Origin of the sequence: Kribbella sp. VKM Ac-2569, assembly GCF_004216905.1 — a bacterium.
GTDB lineage: Bacteria > Actinomycetota > Actinomycetes > Propionibacteriales > Kribbellaceae > Kribbella.
Map to the genome: position 1 here is coordinate 958,488 of NZ_SGXJ01000002.1, position 16,686 is coordinate 975,173.

The 16,686-nt window shown below is 68.9% G+C and carries 15 protein-coding genes; 1 reads left to right on the plus strand and 14 read right to left on the minus strand.

All coding sequences use genetic code 11. The features are described 5' to 3' along the window. Positions 1-9: 9 nt before the first annotated feature. Positions 10-843 carry an NAD(P)H-binding protein gene (locus tag EV649_RS17725; RefSeq protein WP_130384542.1) on the minus strand — a complete coding sequence of 278 codons (834 nt, stop codon included), beginning with the start codon at positions 841-843 and terminating at the stop codon, positions 10-12. A gap of 70 nt (positions 844-913) precedes the next feature. Here EV649_RS17725 and EV649_RS17730 point away from each other — a divergent pair, with 70 nt between their 5' ends. Beyond that, positions 914-1,705: a TetR/AcrR family transcriptional regulator gene (locus EV649_RS17730; RefSeq protein ID WP_130384543.1), complete on the plus strand. Its 792-nt coding sequence runs from the start codon at positions 914-916 to the stop codon at positions 1,703-1,705. On the opposite strand, the gene EV649_RS17735 is transcribed toward EV649_RS17730, so the two are convergent. The 13 genes from EV649_RS17735 to EV649_RS17800 form a co-directional block, all read right to left on the minus strand. Then, positions 1,702-2,682, minus strand: coding sequence for an ArsR family transcriptional regulator (locus tag EV649_RS17735; RefSeq protein ID WP_130384544.1), 981 nt, complete (start codon positions 2,680-2,682; stop codon positions 1,702-1,704). The two genes, EV649_RS17730 and EV649_RS17735, sit on opposite strands and share 4 nt — an antisense overlap. 94 nt (positions 2,683-2,776) lie before the next feature. Then, positions 2,777-4,327, minus strand: coding sequence for a glutamine-hydrolyzing GMP synthase (guaA, locus tag EV649_RS17740; protein WP_130384545.1), 1,551 nt, complete (start codon positions 4,325-4,327; stop codon positions 2,777-2,779). Positions 4,328-4,962: 635 nt separating this feature from the next. After that, a complete protein-coding gene (locus EV649_RS17750) occupies positions 4,963-6,057 on the minus strand; it encodes a cytochrome P450 (RefSeq protein WP_198682543.1) in 1,095 nt (364 codons plus the stop codon). Then, the gene (gene bioD, locus EV649_RS17755; RefSeq protein ID WP_130384547.1) at positions 6,054-6,710 is read right to left on the minus strand and encodes a dethiobiotin synthase; all 657 of its coding nucleotides are present in this window, start codon (positions 6,708-6,710) and stop codon (positions 6,054-6,056) included. The genes EV649_RS17750 and bioD overlap by 4 nt, the downstream gene beginning before the upstream one ends. Next, positions 6,707-7,828 carry an 8-amino-7-oxononanoate synthase gene (locus EV649_RS17760; protein ID WP_130384548.1) on the minus strand — a complete coding sequence of 374 codons (1,122 nt, stop codon included), beginning with the start codon at positions 7,826-7,828 and terminating at the stop codon, positions 6,707-6,709. The genes bioD and EV649_RS17760 overlap by 4 nt, the downstream gene beginning before the upstream one ends. Then, positions 7,828-9,141, minus strand: a complete 1,314-nt coding sequence (locus tag EV649_RS17765; RefSeq protein WP_130384549.1) for an adenosylmethionine--8-amino-7-oxononanoate transaminase — start codon at positions 9,139-9,141, stop codon at positions 7,828-7,830. The genes EV649_RS17760 and EV649_RS17765 overlap by 1 nt, the downstream gene beginning before the upstream one ends. 86 nt (positions 9,142-9,227) lie before the next feature. Then, a complete protein-coding gene (locus EV649_RS17770; RefSeq protein ID WP_157996256.1) occupies positions 9,228-10,136 on the minus strand; it encodes a zeta toxin family protein in 909 nt (302 codons plus the stop codon). Next, positions 10,129-10,503 (minus strand): hypothetical protein, encoded by a 375-nt coding sequence (locus EV649_RS17775; RefSeq protein ID WP_130384551.1) that lies wholly within the window; start codon positions 10,501-10,503, stop codon positions 10,129-10,131. The genes EV649_RS17770 and EV649_RS17775 overlap by 8 nt, the downstream gene beginning before the upstream one ends. A 54-nt stretch (positions 10,504-10,557) precedes the next feature. After that, the gene (locus tag EV649_RS17780; RefSeq protein WP_130384552.1) at positions 10,558-11,613 is read right to left on the minus strand and encodes an isopentenyl transferase family protein; all 1,056 of its coding nucleotides are present in this window, start codon (positions 11,611-11,613) and stop codon (positions 10,558-10,560) included. Positions 11,614-11,630: 17 nt separating this feature from the next. Further along, positions 11,631-11,822, minus strand: a complete 192-nt coding sequence (locus EV649_RS17785) for a hypothetical protein (protein ID WP_130384553.1) — start codon at positions 11,820-11,822, stop codon at positions 11,631-11,633. Then, the gene (bioB, locus tag EV649_RS17790; RefSeq protein WP_130384554.1) at positions 11,819-12,814 is read right to left on the minus strand and encodes a biotin synthase BioB; all 996 of its coding nucleotides are present in this window, start codon (positions 12,812-12,814) and stop codon (positions 11,819-11,821) included. The genes EV649_RS17785 and bioB overlap by 4 nt, the downstream gene beginning before the upstream one ends. Before the next feature lie 517 nt (positions 12,815-13,331). Further along, positions 13,332-15,041: a GMC family oxidoreductase gene (locus EV649_RS17795; protein ID WP_130384555.1), complete on the minus strand. Its 1,710-nt coding sequence runs from the start codon at positions 15,039-15,041 to the stop codon at positions 13,332-13,334. Beyond that, positions 15,038-16,630 (minus strand): succinic semialdehyde dehydrogenase, encoded by a 1,593-nt coding sequence (locus tag EV649_RS17800; protein WP_130384556.1) that lies wholly within the window; start codon positions 16,628-16,630, stop codon positions 15,038-15,040. Before EV649_RS17800 ends, EV649_RS17795 begins: the two co-directional genes overlap by 4 nt. Between the last annotated feature and the right edge of the window lie 56 nt (positions 16,631-16,686).

Genomic DNA, 16,686 nt, shown 5'->3' on the forward strand with positions numbered 1-16,686 from the left:
AATCATGCCTCAGTCGAAGACCGCCGCGTTGGCCCGTGCCCATTCGCGGTACGTCGTACCCGGCCGGCCGGTGAGGTCGAACACCGCCGGCTCCGGCTTCATCGGGTGTTCGGCCATCATCCGGAAACCGTCGAGCAGCCACTGCGCCGTCTCGCGTCCGATCACCGGCGCCAGCCCCTCGACGTACTCGTCCGGCGTCAACTCCTCGAACCGCACCTCCCGCCCGATCGCTTCCGAGATCCACGCGACCTGCTCCGGCGGCGTGATCCCCTCCGGTCCGCTCATGGTGATCTTCCGCCCGCCGTACCCCTCGGACAGCAGCACCACCCGCGCCACCGCCGCGATGTCGGCGAGGTCGATCGGCGTCTGCACCGCGCCGGCGTACGGCGCCCGCACGACCCCGTCGGCCTTGATCGACGGAGCCCAGTCGAGCGTGTTGTTCATGAACTGCCCCGGCCGCAGGAACGTCCAGTCGAAGCCGCCCTCCTCGATCGCCCGCTCGATCCGGTAGTAGTGCCACGTCGACGGATCCCCTTGCGCCTCGTAATCCGCAGGCTCTCCCGACAGTACGACGACCCGCCGCACGCCGGCGTCCCGCGCGCAGCGGACGAAGTGGTCGACGTACGCCGGAAGCGGCGCGAGGTACACGGTGTCGACGCCGGCGAGCGCCGCGGGCAGCGTCTCCGGATTGCCGAGATACCCGCGCGCGACCTCCACGCCCTCCGGCAGCGCGGCGCGGGCCGGCTTGTTGGTCAACGCCCGCACCGGCGCACCCGCGGCCACCAACTCGTCGACCAGCAGCCGGCCGACACTCGCGGTCGCACCCGTCACCAGGATCGTCATCCCCATCTCCTCTCACTGATGAATTTCCGTAGGGTATACGAGAATTCAACCAAGCGCCTATCGTTGGCCCGTGAGCGAGCGGCGGAGTGGCGAGGGGCAGCCGGACAAGACGCTGGCGTTGCTGTGGCGCAACCACCGCCAGCCGGCCGCTGACGAACCCGTCGACGGGGTGGCGAGAAAGCGCGGCGCCGGCCGGCGGCCGTCGCTGAACCTTGACCACGTCGTCCAAGCAGGCATCCAGCTCGCTGACGACCAGGGGCTGGCGGCGGCGTCGATGGGCGGGCTCGCGAAGGAGCTCGGCGTCGGCACGATGACGCTGTACACGTACGTGCCGTCGAAGGAAGAGCTGCTCGACCTGATGGTGGACCAGGTGCTCGGCGAGCGCGAGCTCCCCGGCCCGGGCGAGCCGCGGCCGGAGGACTGGCGGGAGCAGGTGGAGCTCTACTCCCAGCAGACCCGTGCGATGTTCCAGCGGCACCTGTGGTTGTCACAGGTCTCGACGATCCGCCCGCCGGTCGGACCAGGCATGCTGGCGGGTCGCGAGTACCTCCTGTCCGCGTTGCTCGGTCTCGGACTCGGAGCGCTCGAGACGAACACAGCTGCGCTTGCAATCACGACGTACGTCGACTCTGCGGCAAGCCTCGAAGCGGAGAGTCAACTGGTCGAGCGCGCGACCGGTCAGACCAACGACGCCTGGTGGTACGAGCGCAACGACCTGTGGGAGACGTACTTCGACGTCGACCGGCACCCCGCGATGACCACGATCTGGAACGCCGACGGGTACCAGTCGACCACCCGCGAAGCGGCCGCGGACTCCTACCGCTACGGCCTCGACCGCCTCCTCGACGGCATCCAGCCCTAGCTCCGGGCGCCGGTGAGTACGTCGGCGCCGATCGGGTTGAGCATGTGGCGGACCGAGCTGCCGATGCGGTGTGTGGTGACCAGGCCGGTGTTGTGCAGGATTCGGGCGTGTTCGCTGGCCGAGGCCAGTGAGATCCCGGCCCGGGCCGCCAGTTCGCTGGTCGAGCATGCACCGCTCGAGATGCTCTTCAGCACCCGCGCCCTGGTCTTCCCGAGCAGGTCGGCCACGGCGCGATCGCGGTCCGCATGACGTACGACGGCCTCGGGCCGGCCGGCGTGCCGCACCGGGTAGACCAGCACCGGTGGCAGTGCGGGATCGAGCAGCATCATCGGGTACTTCCAGCAGAAGAACGACGGCACCAGTCGCAGCCCGCGGCCGTTCAGGTGCAGGTCCCGGTCGATGTGCGGCATGTCGACCGACAGCACCGGCGCTTCCCAGCGCAGCGTCGGGTGCAGCCGCGGGATGAGCGACTCGAACCCGTCATTGGCGACGGTGTCGTTGTGCTTGGCAACGGTCGACTCGATCGCCGGCCTGATCACCGGCATCTGCGGCGCGATCTTGGTCCGGTGGAACGACCGCAGCCCCTGCACGAGCCGGGTCATCACGCCGTTCTCGCCGGCCGCGAGCCGTCGGCTCCAGGCCGGCAGCCGCACACTGTCCGACAACCTGCCCAACTCGGATCTCAGCTGACCGGGCGGTGTGGCGCCGACCGCCGCCAGTCCCGCCTCGAGTCCTTCACCCGCAGCGGTCGGTGTCAGGAAATCCGGTGAATACCCCACCGGCGGCGCGAGCGCGAGCAGCTCCTGCTCCAGCGCGCTCAGCCGGGCTCTCGCCCGCTCCCGCCAGGTGCCGAACGTCTCCGGCTCGTCATCGGTCTGCAGGACGTGGAGACCCAGCAGGACCTCCCACAACGGATCGGGCTCCTGCGCGATCGTCGTCCTCGCCAGATCCGCACACTCGAAATGAACGCGGAACACCACGGTCTCCTCCCCCGAGGAAAGTCACCCGCCGTGGTCAACGGGCAACACAACGACCGTAACAGCCGGTAGGGTCACCCACCGTGACGTAGTACTACTCCCACTCGATGGTGCCCGGGGGCTTGCTGGTGACGTCGAGGGTGACGCGGTTGATCTCGTCGACCTCGTTGGTGATGCGGGTCGAGATGCGCTCGATCACGTCGTACGGCAGGCGGGCCCAGTCGGCCGTCATCGCGTCCTCGCTGGTGACGGGGCGCAGTACGACGGGGTGGCCGTACGTCCGGCCGTCGCCCTGGACGCCGACCGACCGTACGTCGGCCAGCAGGACCACCGGGAACTGCCAGATGTCGCGGTCGAGACCGGCCGCGGTGAGCTCGGTGCGGGCGATCAGGTCCGCGGCGCGCAGGATGTCCAGCCGCTCGCGGGTGACCTCGCCGATGATCCGGATGCTCAGGCCGGGGCCCGGGAACGGGTGCCGGTAGACCATCGTCTCCGGCAGGCCGAGCGCCAGCCCGAGCTCGCGGACCTCGTCCTTGAACAGCGTCCGCAGCGGCTCGATCAGGCTGAACTGCAGGTCGTCGGGCAGCCCGCCGACGTTGTGGTGCGACTTGATGTTCGCGGCGCCGGCACCGCCGCCGGACTCGACCACGTCCGGGTACAGCGTGCCCTGGACCAGGAACTCGATGTGCCGCTCGGCGTCCACCTTGCGCGCGGTCGCCTCGAAGGTCCGGATGAACTCGCGGCCGACGATCTTCCGCTTCTGCTCCGGGTCGATCACCCCGGCCAGCGCGGTCAGGAACTGCTCCTCGGCGTCGATCGCCTCGAGCCGGATCCCGATCGCGGCGACGAAGTCCTTCTCGATCTGCTCCGACTCACCGGCCCGCTGCAGACCATGGTCGACGTACACGCAGGTCAACTGGTCGCCGATCGCCTTGTGCACCAGGGCCGCCGCGACCGCGGAGTCGACACCGCCGGACAGCGCGCACAGCACCTGCTTGTCGCCGACCTGCTCGCGGATCAGCTCGACCTGCTCGTCGACGACGTTGCTCGTCGTCCAGTCGCCCTTGCAGCCGGCGATCTCGTACAGGAAGTGCTCCAGCACAGCCTGCCCGGCCTGCGAGTGCAGGACCTCCGGGTGCCACTGCACGCCGGCCAGCCGCCGGTCCAGGTCCTCGAACGCCGCGACCGGCGCGCCCTCGGACCCCGCGAGTACGGCGAACCCCGCGGGCGGCGCGTGCACCGCGTCACCGTGGGACATCCACACGTTCAGGTCCTCGGGGATGTCGGCCAGCAGCGTCCCGGGCTCGCTCACCGTGACCGGCGTACGGCCGAACTCGCGGAGTCCGGTACGCCGGACCTCGCCGCCGAGCGTCTGCGCCATCGCCTGGAAGCCGTAGCAGATCCCGAACGCCGGTACGCCGGCCTCGAACAGCCCGGAGTCGACCCGCGGCGCGCCCTCGGCGTACACCGACTGCGGGCCGCCCGACAGGATGATCGCCTTCGGCCCCTTCGCCAGCATCTCCTCGACCGGCATCGAGTGCGGCACGATCTCGGAGTACACCTTCGCCTCGCGCACGCGGCGCGCGATCAGCTGCGCGTACTGCGCCCCGAAATCCACAACCAGGACCAACTCATGCTCTGCCACGCGCAAAGCCTATCGGTGCAGGTCAGCACGGCTGTAATCCGCCGCTCGACCGGTCACCGACAAGCGCTCGTTGGTGACCTCCAGCCCCGGAAACCGCCGCCGCATCGCAGCCTCGTACCGAGCCGCACCAGCCTGATCACCGATGTAGTCAGAAATCAGATGCGGCCCGAACCACAACCGCACACGACACCGCGTCGGAAAGCTCACAACACGGACGCTAGCGACGCTAGTTGTCCGCCGTGTTACCGCTAGTTACGACCCGAAGACGAGCTCCGCAGACATGCTGAGAGCCCGTCGGCGTAGACCGACGGGCCCTCAGGTGTTCATGTAACGGAGAGACCCGCCTCCGCCTTCATCAAGAAGCTTAGTCGCCGGCGCCGTCCGGGCTGGGGAGCGTCGCGCACCCGAACCGACCAGCAAGAGTCCCCAAGTCCCAGATCCCGACCCTCGGACCCGGCATCCCAGCGATCAGGCGCCGACGGCCTGGCACGCGATCCCGGAGGCCCCCATCGATGACGGGCTGCGTCTCCGATGACCGGTTACATCCCACCAGTCGGCACACGACCCGTCAGTCGACACATAAGCCGTCAGCGGATCGCCAGCGACCAACACATCGAGCAGGAGACCCCCGCAAATCAAACCGCCTTGTGACCCGACGACGTCACTACCAACTGCGCCGGAGCGCGGAACGAGAGCAAGTCGATCATCGGTGGGGGCTCGGCCAGGCGCACGCTGCTCAGCAAGTCACGTGCACAGTCCAGCGCGACCTGGGTTTCCATTCGGGCTAGGGCGGCGCCGAGGCAGCGGTGGATGCCGATGCCGAATGCTAGGTCGGCGGGGCCGCCGTGGCCGGTCAGGCCGAGGAGGACGGGGGCGCCTACCGGTAGGTCCACGTCGCCCAAGGTCGTTGGTTCGGCGGTGATGCGGCGCCAGGTGGGAACCGAGGACGCCTCTTGGAGAACCTGTTCCACTGTGGTGCCGGGATCGTCGAGACAGCGCTGGAAGGCGGTGGAGATGAGTTGGGTCGTGGTCTCCTGGCCGGCGATCAGCAGGAAGTAGCCGACCGCGCACACCTCTTCATCGGTCAGCCCTAGTGCGACCAGCACACCGAACAGATCGTCACCCGGCGCCTTCCTGGCGGCCGTCGTCCGCGCGCGCAGCCAGGCGTAGAACTCGGCCGCACTGTGCGCCAACTCCAGCTGCCGGTCCTCATCGGGCCAGCCCCAGAACAGTTCCAGCGAGTCCAGGCTCCAGGCCTTCAGCGCAGGTACGTCGACATCCGTCAGGCCGAGCAGGTGCAGTACGACGAGGGCCGGCGGCTCCGCGGCGATCGCCTGCACCAGGTCGACCTGTTGACAGTCAGCAAGGGCTCTAAGCGCAGCCGTGACTCGTGCGGTGTTGAGCTCCCGGGTCAGCGGTTCGGCGGCGGCCACTCGGGCAGGGCTGAAGAAGCGGGCAACGGCGGCACGAATCGGGCGGTGTGACTCCCCCGCGTTGTTCGCCAGCGTCGGCGGCAGTGCGAAGCCGACGCCCGACAGGACGCGGAGCGCCTTCACGGACAGCGGCGTGTGGGCGAGTACGGCGTTGTCCGGGCGGAACGTCTGCGGGTCTAGCAGCACCTCACGCGCCAGCGCCGGGTCGTCGACGACCCAGTACCCGAGCGCCTCGTCGTACCGAGCCGGGCAGCCGGTCACCGTCGACCCGTCGCCGGAAGCGGAGCTCCGCGTCACTCGAACCATCCCGGTGCGGCGGCCCGGAACTCCTCTCGACTCCAGGCACCGGCCCCGGCCGGGATCCGCCCGATCACTGGGACGCCGGTCGTGGCCGGGAGATCCTCCAGGTTGCAGCTCTCGGCGAGATCCGGCTCGGCCGGCCACGACCCGATCACGAGGCCCGCGACCGGCAGCTCCCGCGACCGCAGAGCCTCGACGGTCAGCCCGGCGTGGTTCAGCGTGCCGAGCCCGGCACGTGTCACCACCACGAACCGGAACGGCGAGGTCAGATGCTCGGCCAGATCCGCCAGGTTGTTGCCGTCAGCATCGAGTCCGACGAGCAGTCCGCCGGCGCCCTCGACCAGCACGGTGTCGTATTCGCCGGCGAGGTCGTCGATGGATGCGGCGTACTCCTCGACCGACGGCAGCGGAACCCCGGCGCGCCGGGCGGCGGTGGTGGGCGCGAGCGGCTCGGGCAACCGGACACCTTCATGCAGTGCGGTCACGCCGCTGAGCCGGCCGACGACAGCGAGGTCGCCCGGCTCGTCGGGCCCCACACCGCTCTGGGTGGGCTTGACCACCGCAACCGAGTCCCCGGCGAGTACGGCGAGCGCGGCCGTGACGATCGTCTTGCCGATCTCAGTATCGGTCCCGGTGACGAAGGTGATCATGAGGCCGCCCCGATCGCGTCGACGATGACAGCACACGCCCGATCGAGATCGGCGGCAGACAACCCGGCGTGCGCGGTGAGCCGGAGCCGGGAGATGCCGTCGGGGACGGACGGCGGCCGGAAACTCCCCACGCGTACGCCGTTCTGCAGGCACAGCTCGGCCGCGCGGACAGTCTCGCGCGGTCCCGGCATCGGGACGGAAACGACCGCACCACGCGACGGAGGCACCTCACACGCAGCCGCCAGCCGCGCCGCGGCCGCATGAATCGCCGCCGGACGGTCGGGCTCGGTCTGCAGAACCTCAAGCGCAGCAAGGGCTGCTGCACAGGCGGCCGGGTTCAGACCGGTGTCGTAGATGAACGGACGCGCCCGGTTGACGAGGTGCTCGCGTAGCACCGACGGCCCAAGAACGACACCGCCCTGGGAGGCCAGAGACTTGGACAGCGTCATGGTGACGACGACATGCTCCAGCCCGGCGAGACCCGCCGCGTGCACGGAGCCATGACCGTTGCCGCTGACCCCCAACCCGTGGGCCTCGTCGACCAGCAGTACGGCGTTGTGCGCGCTGGCGACCGCGGCCAGTTCGAGCAGCGGCGCCTCGTCACTGAGCACGCTGAACACCGACTCGGTCATCACCACCGCATGTGGTTCGTTGCGCTCGGCAAGCATCTTCTCGACGGCGTCGACGTCGTTGTGCGGGACGACCTCGACCCGGGACCGCGCCAGGCGGCATGCATCCACCAGCGAGGCGTGCACGTGTTCGTCGGAGACCAGCAAGGTTCCCGGTCCGCCGAGCGCGGTGACGACACCGAGGTTGGCCAGGTATCCGGACGAGAACACGAGCGCGGACTGCTGCCCGGCGTACGCCGCCAGCGCGGATTCGAGCTGCTCGTGAAGTTCCGTCGTACCGGTGACCAGACGGGACGCGGTGGAGCCTGTGCCCCAGGTGCGTACGGCGTCGGCGGCGGCCGTCACCACCCGCGGATCACGAGCGAGACCGAGGTAGTCGTTGCCCGCGAGGTCGATCAGGTCGGCGTCCCTGGCCCGCGCACTGAGCCGTCGGGTCAGGCCCCGGGCCTCCAGCGCGGCGGCCTTCGGGGCTAGCCAATCCTCCAGCATCAGCCGGCCTCCTCGACCGCACCCGTGATCGCCGCCCCGATGGTGGCGATGTCCTCGTCAGTGCAGATGTACGGCGGCATCGTGTAGACGAGATCGCGGAACGGCCGGACCCAGACCCCACGACGCAACGCAGCTTCGGTCAGCCGCGGCAGATCCACCGGCCCACCGAGCTGTACGACGCCGACCGCGCCCAGCACCCGCACGTCCTTCACCGCAGGCAGTTCGGCCGCCGGAGCAAGCCCCGCCGAAAGCCCCGCGGAAATCGCAGCCACCCGAGAAGCCCAGTCCTGGGAGAGCAGCAGATCGATCGACGCGAGGGCGACCGAACACGCGAGCGGGTTCGCCATGAATGTGGGCCCGTGCATCAACGCACCACCCGGTCCGTTGGAGACCGTGTGCGCGACGTCCGTCGTACACAGCATCGCGGCCAGCGACAGGTAGCCGCCGGTCAGCGCCTTGCCGACGCACAGGATGTCGGGGTCGACACCCGCATGCTCGGACGCGAACAGCGTGCCGGTGCGGCCGAACCCGGTGGCGATCTCGTCGAAGATCAGCAGGAAGCCGTGCCGGTCGGCCAGCTCGCGGAGAATGCGCAGGCAGGCAGGGCTGTACGGGTACATCCCACCGGCACCCTGCAGAACTGGCTCGACGATGATGCCCGCGATCTCACCCGCATGTTGCTCGGCCAGTACGGCCAGCTCGTCGGCCCAGGACTGCAGCTCCGGATCGGTCTCGGGCCGGTCGAAGCCGGCCGGCGGTTGCGGCCCGAACACCTGCTCCTTGAGGGCGCCGGTGAACAGCGAATGCATTCCGTTGACCGGGTCGCACACGCTCATCGGCGCGAACGTGTCGCCGTGATACCCGCCGCGGACCGTCAGCATCCGCGTGCGCCCATGGTTGCCGCGCGCAACCTGGTACTGCAGCGCGATCTTGATCGCCACCTCGACCGAGACCGATCCCGAGTCGCAGAAGAACACGTGCCGCAGCGGCTCCGGCGTGATCTCCACGAGCCGCTCGCCCAGCCGGACCGCCGGTTCGTGGGTCAGCCCACCGAACATCACGTGACTGAACTCGTCCACCTGGCGCTTCAGCGCGGCGTCCAGCACCGGGTTCCGGTAGCCGTGGATCATGCACCACCAGGACGCCATCGCGTCGATCGCCTCGACAGTCCCGCCCGTACCGTCGTCCAGCTGCAGCCGTACGCCGTCCGCACCGCGAACCAGCCGCACCGGCGAGGGCTCGGTCAGCGACGAGTACGGATGCCAGAGCAACTCCGCGTCCTGCTGTAGCCGCGCATTGACCGACTGTGACACCGCGCTCCTCCATCCTGAGGATTCACAACGGTAATCGGTCCGATCGCCGGCCGCCGCCGCAGGTAGGCACGATGTGACAAGCGCCTCTAGAACGCCGTGCCGGCCTTGGCAATGTGGAGGGTGACTGCTACTGGGTCGAGTCGCGGTTTCGCCAGTGCCATCAGGGCTCTGGCGCCGTCGATGCCCTCGTCCCGGATCCACTGCACCGGCGCGGCCAGCCCGAATCGCTCGACCGCGCTGGTTGCGTCGAGGAAGTCGCGGGACTCGGCCACCGTCCAGGTCCGTTCGCGTTCCCAGGTGATCGCGTCCGCGGTGCGGGCCGGCTGCCGCCAGTCGTCGTCGCGCTGGTTGCCGTAGATCAGCTGCCCGTCCGGTCGCAGTACGCCGACGCGGTCCACCCAGTCGCCTTCGTCGATCAGCTGGGCGGCCCGCAGCACACCGGCGTACCCGACGTCGTGCTGCCTGGCCATCCGGCCGAAGCCATAGGCCTCCAGCCCGCGGATGTGCCGCTGCAGTACACCGAGGCGGCTGAAGGCCTCGTGGACGGCGAGGAGCGCGACCTCCACCTGGTACTCGGCCGCCTTGAACGCGCGGGCCGACGCCGCGAGCGCGTCCGGATCGGCCAGCTCGGTCTCGATGATCACGTCGTACCGCTGCTGGGCGACCAGTTCCTCGGCGCGGGCCAGCCAGCGGAGGCCGTCGGCCTCGACGTACCGGTCGAACGTCGAGGGTTCGTCGGTGATGGGCTCGTTGAGTCGCGGGTGGTAGGCCTCGAGGGCGAAGCTGCTCAGTACGACGGGATCGGCGCGGCGGGACAGTGCGGCCTTCGCCAAGGCGGTGATCGAGGCCTTGCCGTCGCCGGGCTGGCCGGCGACGAAGACGACCACCGGGTGGTCCTGCGGGGTACCGATGAGCCGGCTGGGGGCGATGCGCTCGCGGAAGATCCGCTCGTTCTCAGCGTCGCTCAGCAGGAACCGGTCGTCCTGCTCAGTCACCTCGGCCATCCTGCTCGCTCAGCTCGTCGCCACTGTCCTTGTCGCCGCTGTCCTCGTCGCCATCCGCGCCCTCGTCCTCGTCGCTGAGGAGCAGGTCGGCCTCCTTGCGGATGCGGCCGGCGGCGCCGGTGTCGAGCGGATCGAGCGCCCGGCCGCGGGCCGCCCAGGCCGCCTGGTCGGCGCACAACGTCGCGATCGCGGCCGCATCGGGCTCGTCGGCTGCTTCCGCCGCGGCGATCCGCTGGGCATAGAACCCGATCGCCTGCCGGATCCCTTCGAGGGCGATCTCGTACCCGAAGATCTGCGCGGGTGTCCACTTCGCCTTACCCAGCTCAGGGAGCACTGACAGGTCGGCAAGGTTAGCCACACATGGACGATATCCGACGCCTCGGGTCAGCCCGACAGCGGCTGCGGACTCCAATCAGCGCAGCGATCCGCGCCGGCGCGAGGACTTGGCCGAGCGGTGCGGCTTGGAGGCGATGGAGCGGGGACCGGCTGCGGGTTCCGGAGCGGCTTCCAGTGCCTTCTTGACCTGGGTGAACGCATCGGACGCGTTGCGGACCGACCGTACGCCGGTGAGTTTGGGGATGGCCGAGCGTTGGCGGCGCGTGTGGGTCTGGATGCGTTCGACGACTCGGGTGCGGACCTCGTCGAGGTCGGTGCCGGTCAGGTTCTCCACCGGTTTGCCGCGGTCCAGGGCGACGTCGAACCATTCGGTGTAGCCGTGCGTGTGGACGACCTGGTTCGGCGACTTCTGGCCGAGGCGGCGGTAGTGCGTCAGTACGTCGTACCGCTCGTCGAGTCCGAGGACCTCGTCGCGGAGCCCGAGCTCGACCTGGCGGTCGTAGGTCGCGGCGACCCGCTGGTCGATCTCGGCGGCCGGGCGGTCGACGGAGAGGACGACCTGCCGGGCGGCGGGCGTGACGGCTCGCTCCGGATCGTTGCCCATGGCCCGTGCCAGCGCGTTCACGATCGCGTCGTAGTTGTTCTCGTGGATCTTCCCGGCGGCCTTCGGGTCGAGCCGGGTGAGTACGGCGTACGCGTCCTCGGCCATGCTGCGCGGGAAGTCGCGGCGGACGGCGTTCCGCGACTCGGCGACGGCGTCCACCTCCCAGCCCTCCAGCAGCGAGCGGACATAGACGCTCGTCCCGCCCACGATCACCGGGACCCCGCCGGACGCCCAGCAGTCCTCCATGTGCCGCCGGGCTTCGGCGACGAACGTCTCCAGTTCCAGCTTCCGCAGCGGCTCGGTGACGTCGATCATCGTGTGCGGGACGCCACGCATCTCCTCCGGCGTCGTCTTGCTGGTGCCGATGTCCATGGACCGGTAAACCTGCCGCGAGTCCGCCGACACGACCATCGGCGGCAGCCCCAGCTCATCCCGGATCCGCAGACACAGATCAACCGACACCGCAGTCTTACCCGCCGACGTCGGCCCATACAGAGCGACCAGGAGGCGCGGCGGGGCATCGGGCATGGATCAACCCTACTGCCCTACAACGGGCTGCTGAGTGAGCCGTGGACGGAGCAGCGAGCCGTCCAGCCCATCGGGTGGACCTGGACGATCATTCGGCGGTGGCAGGTGGCGCAGTATCTCGGTGGTTCGAGGGTCAGTGCGCGGCGGCAGTTCTCGTGGGTGCCGTCGGTGAGTTCGCGGCCGCAGTGGCCGCAGTACGTCTCGGTCACAGTGTCTTCTGGAGTTCCTTCACCGGCATCTTCAGCTCCGCGAGCAGATCCAGGTCGGCGGTCGCCGGGCGGCCAAGGGTGGTCAGGTAGTTGCCGACGATCACCGCGTTGATGCCGCCGAGCAGGCCCTCGCGGGTACCCAGGTCGCCGAGGGTCAGCTCGCGACCGCCGGCGTACCGCAGGACCGTCCGCGGCATCGCGAGCCGGAACGCGGCGATGGTGCGCAGCGCGTCCTTGCCGTCCATGATCTCCAGTTCGCCGAACGGCGTACCCGGCCGCGGGTTGAGGAAGTTCAGCGGGACCTCGTGCGGGTCGAGTTCGGCGAGCTGCGCGGCCAGCTCGGCGCGCTGCTCGAGCGACTCACCCATCCCGACCAGGCCGCCGCAGCACAGTTCCATCCCGGACTCGCGCACCATCAAGCAGGTCTCCCAGCGCTCCTCGAAGGAGTGCGTGGTGACGACGTCACCGAAGTACGACCGGGCCGACTCGAGGTTGTGGTTGTAGCGGTGCACGCCCCACGACTTCAGCTCGTCGACTTGGTCCTGCGTCAGCATGCCCAGCGAGCAGGCGATGTTGATGTCGACCTCGGCGTTGATCGCCTCGATGCCGGCCTTCACCTGGCTCATCAGCCGCGGGTCGGGCCCGCGGACCGCGGCCACGATGCAGAACTCGGTGGCGCCGGTCTTCGCGGTCTCCTTGGCGGCCTCGACGAGTTCGGGGATGTTCAGCCAGACCGCGCGCACCGGCGAGGTGAACTGGCCGGACTGGGAGCAGAAGTGGCAGTCCTCGGGGCAGCCGCCGGTCTTCAGCGAGATGATCCCCTCGACCTCGACCTCCTCGCCGCACCACTTCACCCGGACGTCGTGCGCGAGCGCGAGCAGTTCCGGCAGCCGGTCGTCGGGCACGCTGAGAACCTCGACCAATTGCTCCTGGCTCAACCCGGTGCCCTGCTCCAGAACCTGCTCACGTGCCACGTCCAGGATCTCGCTCATGGTTCTCCTGCCTCATCAGAACGGTCGGCTCACAGTAAGACAGGTCGGTACGGCGGGGCTGCGGCGGGCGTCACGTGGAACATCCGCGGCCGAAGTGCCTCACCGCCACTCTCCGCACTCCCCGGGAAAAGTTTTTGGACTTTTCCAGGGAACCTCGTAACCCCCTGTAGATGGGCTCGTTGATGTGTACGAAGGCGGTTACCGCAAGGAAGACCGCCACCCGGTTACCAGGAGCTACAAATGCTGATCATTACGATCAGCACGCAGAGTGGTCACAAGCCCTGAAGCCCCTGGAAATCGGATGTAAGGTAGTAACCAAGAGCTCGGGTCGCCAGCCATGGTTGGCGATCCGATCCCAAAGCGCCGGGCGCCTCACCCCGGCTTGAGTGGGTCCCTCGGGAAACGATTTGGGCGGAAACGTTCCCGAGGGACCTGCTCCCTTTTCTGAACCTTTTAGGGAAAGCCTCAGCAACTTACTGCTGAGGCTTTTTCATTTGCGTAATTCTTCGCTGTTCTGTTACGAATCCGTCACAGCCTGCTTCGGGAAGATCGGGAGCCGCAACGCGCCGGGGGCGTCCGTCGGGACGACCGGGTGCTCGGGCTTCACCGGCTGGATCCGCTGGTACGCCGCACCGACCGCCGGACGCGGGTCCGCGGCGCCTTTGTTCGGCCAGAACGAGAGCGCCCGCTCGGCCTGGGCGGTGATCGTCAAGGACGGGTTGACGCCGAGATTCGCGGAGATGGTCGAGCCGTCGACGATGTGCAAGCCGTCGTACCCGTAGACCCGGTGGTACGGATCCACCACCCCCGACGAAGGTGAGTCGCCGATCGCGCAGCCGCCGATGAAGTGCGCGGTCATCGGCACGTTGAACGGCTCCCCGATCGTGCCGCCCGGCGTACCGTTCATCAGCTTCGCCATCCGCCGGACCACCTGGTTCGCGACCGGGATCCAGGACGGGTTCGGGGCGCCGTGCCCCTGCTTCGACGTGAGCTTCCACCGGCCCAGCCGGTCGCGCTTGCCGAACGTCGTGATCGAGTTGTCCGCGGTCTGCATCACCAGCGCGATCACGGTCCGCTCGGACCAGTGCTTCAGGTCGTACAGCTTGCGGATGTTCTTCCGCTGGACGCCGAGCTCGCGCAACCACGTCCGCCAGCGCGGCCTGTCCCCGTCGCCGTCGGTCAGCACGGTCTGCAGCAGCGACATCACGTTGCTGCCCTTCCCGTACCGCACCGGCTCGATGTGGGTGATGTCGTCGGGGTGGAACGAGGACGTGATCGCGACACCACGCGTGTAGTCGACATCCGTGTCGCGGGAGATCGCGCCGAGCAGCGACTCCGAGTTGGTCCGGGTCAGCACGCCGAGCCGGTCCGACAGCCGCGGCAGCTTGCCCTCGTCGCGCAGCCGGTGCAGCAACTTCGCCGTACCGAGAGCCGACGCGGCGAAAACCACCTGACCCGCGGTGAACCGGCGGGTGGCCTTCTTGTTCGACGTACGACGGGTGTCGATCGCGTACCCGCCGCCTGTCTCCTCAGCGAGCGGCTCGACCGAGGTGACCGTGGTCAGCGAGTAGACCTCCGCGCCGGCCTTCTCGGCCAGGTAGAGGTAGTTCTTCGTCAGGGTGTTCTTCGCGTTGTGCCGGCAGCCCGTCATGCACTCGCCACAGTCGATACAGCCGGTACGGCGCGGGCCTGCGCCACCGAAGTACGGGTCGTCGACCTCGACACCCGGCTCACCGAAGAAGACACCGACCGGTGTCGGGTGGAACGTCTCCCCCACACCCATGTCCTCGGCGACCTGCTTCATCACCTTGTCGGCCGGCGTGAACCCCGGGTACGTCGTGACGCCGAGCATCCGCTTCGCCTGGTCGTAGTACGGCGCCAGCTCGGACTGCCAGTCGGTGATGTGCGCCCACGCGCGATCGGTGTAGAACGCGGGCAGCGGTTCGTACAGCGTGTTCGCGTAGACCAGGCTGCCACCGCCGACCCCGGCGCCGGACAGGATGATCACGTCGCGCAGCGCGCTGATCCGCTGGATGCCGTACATCCCGAGCTTCGGCGCGAACAGGAACCGCTTGGTGTCCCACGAGTTCTTCGCGAACCCCGCGTCGTCGAACCGCGCACCGGCCTCCAGTACGGCGACCCGGTAGCCCTTCTCGGTCAGCCGCAGCGCACTGACAGACCCACCGAAGCCCGAGCCGATGACGACGACGTCGTAGTCGAACGTCATGGACGGCCGATCTTCTTCAGGATCCGTAGAGCGCCGGTCATCAGCTCCGCGAACTTCTCGTCGGAGAGTCCGTGCGAGGCGGCGATCGGGATCAGCCGCTGGGTGGCGATCGCCTGCGGTTCGACGTACCGGCGGATGCCCTCGACACCCTGCCGCCGGCCGAGACCGGACGACCGCATGCCGCCCATCGGTGTGTCGATCGAGCCGAACGTCGCGCCGTACCCCTCGTTGACGTTGACCGTGCCGGCCATCAGCTGCGCGGCGACCGCGCGGCCGCGGCGGCCGTCTCGGGTCCAGACGCTGGCGTTCAGGCCGTACTCGCCCTCGTTCGCGCGCTGGATCGCCTCGGCCTCGTCGGAGAACCGGTAGATCGAGACGACCGGCCCGAAGGTCTCGTTGTCGAAGCACTCCATCGCCGGGGTGACACCGGACAGGACGGTCGGCTCGTAGAAGAGCGGGCCGATGTCCGGGCGGGCCTTGCCGCCGGCAAGCACCGTGGCGCCCTGTTCACGGGCATCCTCGACGTGGCGGGTCACCGTCTCCAGCTGCGCCTTCGAGATCAGCGAGCCCATGTCGACGTCCCAGCCGGTGCCGGCCGAGAGGCGGAGCTTCTTCACCCGGTCCACGAACGCCGTGACGAAGGCGTCGTACACCTGGTCGGCGACGTACAGCCGCTCCATCGAGACGCACAGCTGGCCGGCGTTCGCGAAACACGCCCGTACGGCGCCCTCCGCGGCTCGGTTGATGTCGGCGTCCCGCAGTACCAGCATCGGGTTCTTGCCGCCGAGCTCGAGGCTGCAGCCGATCAACCGCTCACCGGCCTGCCTCGCCACCAGCCGGCCGGTCTTGGTCGAGCCGGTGAAGCAGATGTAGTCGGCGTTCTGGATGAGCGCGCCGCCGACGGTCGGGCCGTCGCCGTTCACCGCGAGCCAGGCCTCCCGCGGCAGGCCGGCCTCGTACAGCAGCTCGATGCCGCGCAGCGCGGTCAGTGGGGTCTGGCTGTCGGGTTTGTGGACGACGGTGTTGCCGGCCAGGATCGCGGGCAGGCCGTCGGAGATCGCCATCGTCAGCGGGTAGTTCCACGGCGAGATGATGCCGACGACACCCTTCGGGACGAACCGCTCCTCGGCGCGGGTGAGCAGCGGGAAGATCCCGAGCTTGCGCTGCGGCTCGAGCAGTTCGAAGGCCTTGCGGCCGTAGTACCGCGCCGTCAGCGCGACGTGCGCGAGCTCCTCGAACGCCTGCTTCCGCGCCTTGCCGGATTCGCGGATGATCAGGTCGACCAGCTCGTGCCGGTGATCGAGGACCAGGTCGTGGTACCGCAGCAGGATCGCCGCGCGCTCCGCGAGCGGCACTCGCCGCCAGGTCTGCTGAGTCCTCCGGGCGGCCCGGACGGCCGCGACCACGTCGTCCTCACTCGACACCGGCAGGTCCGCGATCGGCTGCCCGGTGGCCGGCGCGTACGACGTACGGGTGCCGGCCGTCGCGCGCAGCAGCCCCGACAACCGGCGGATGACCGACTGATCGGTCGCGTACGACGCGGTCGGGTCGAGCTCCGGATCCGCGGGAATCGACGTCTGCTCGCTCATACACGAAGGCTACCTGCCGGTAATAGCGGCTGTCAGTATCAAGAGACCGTTAAGCT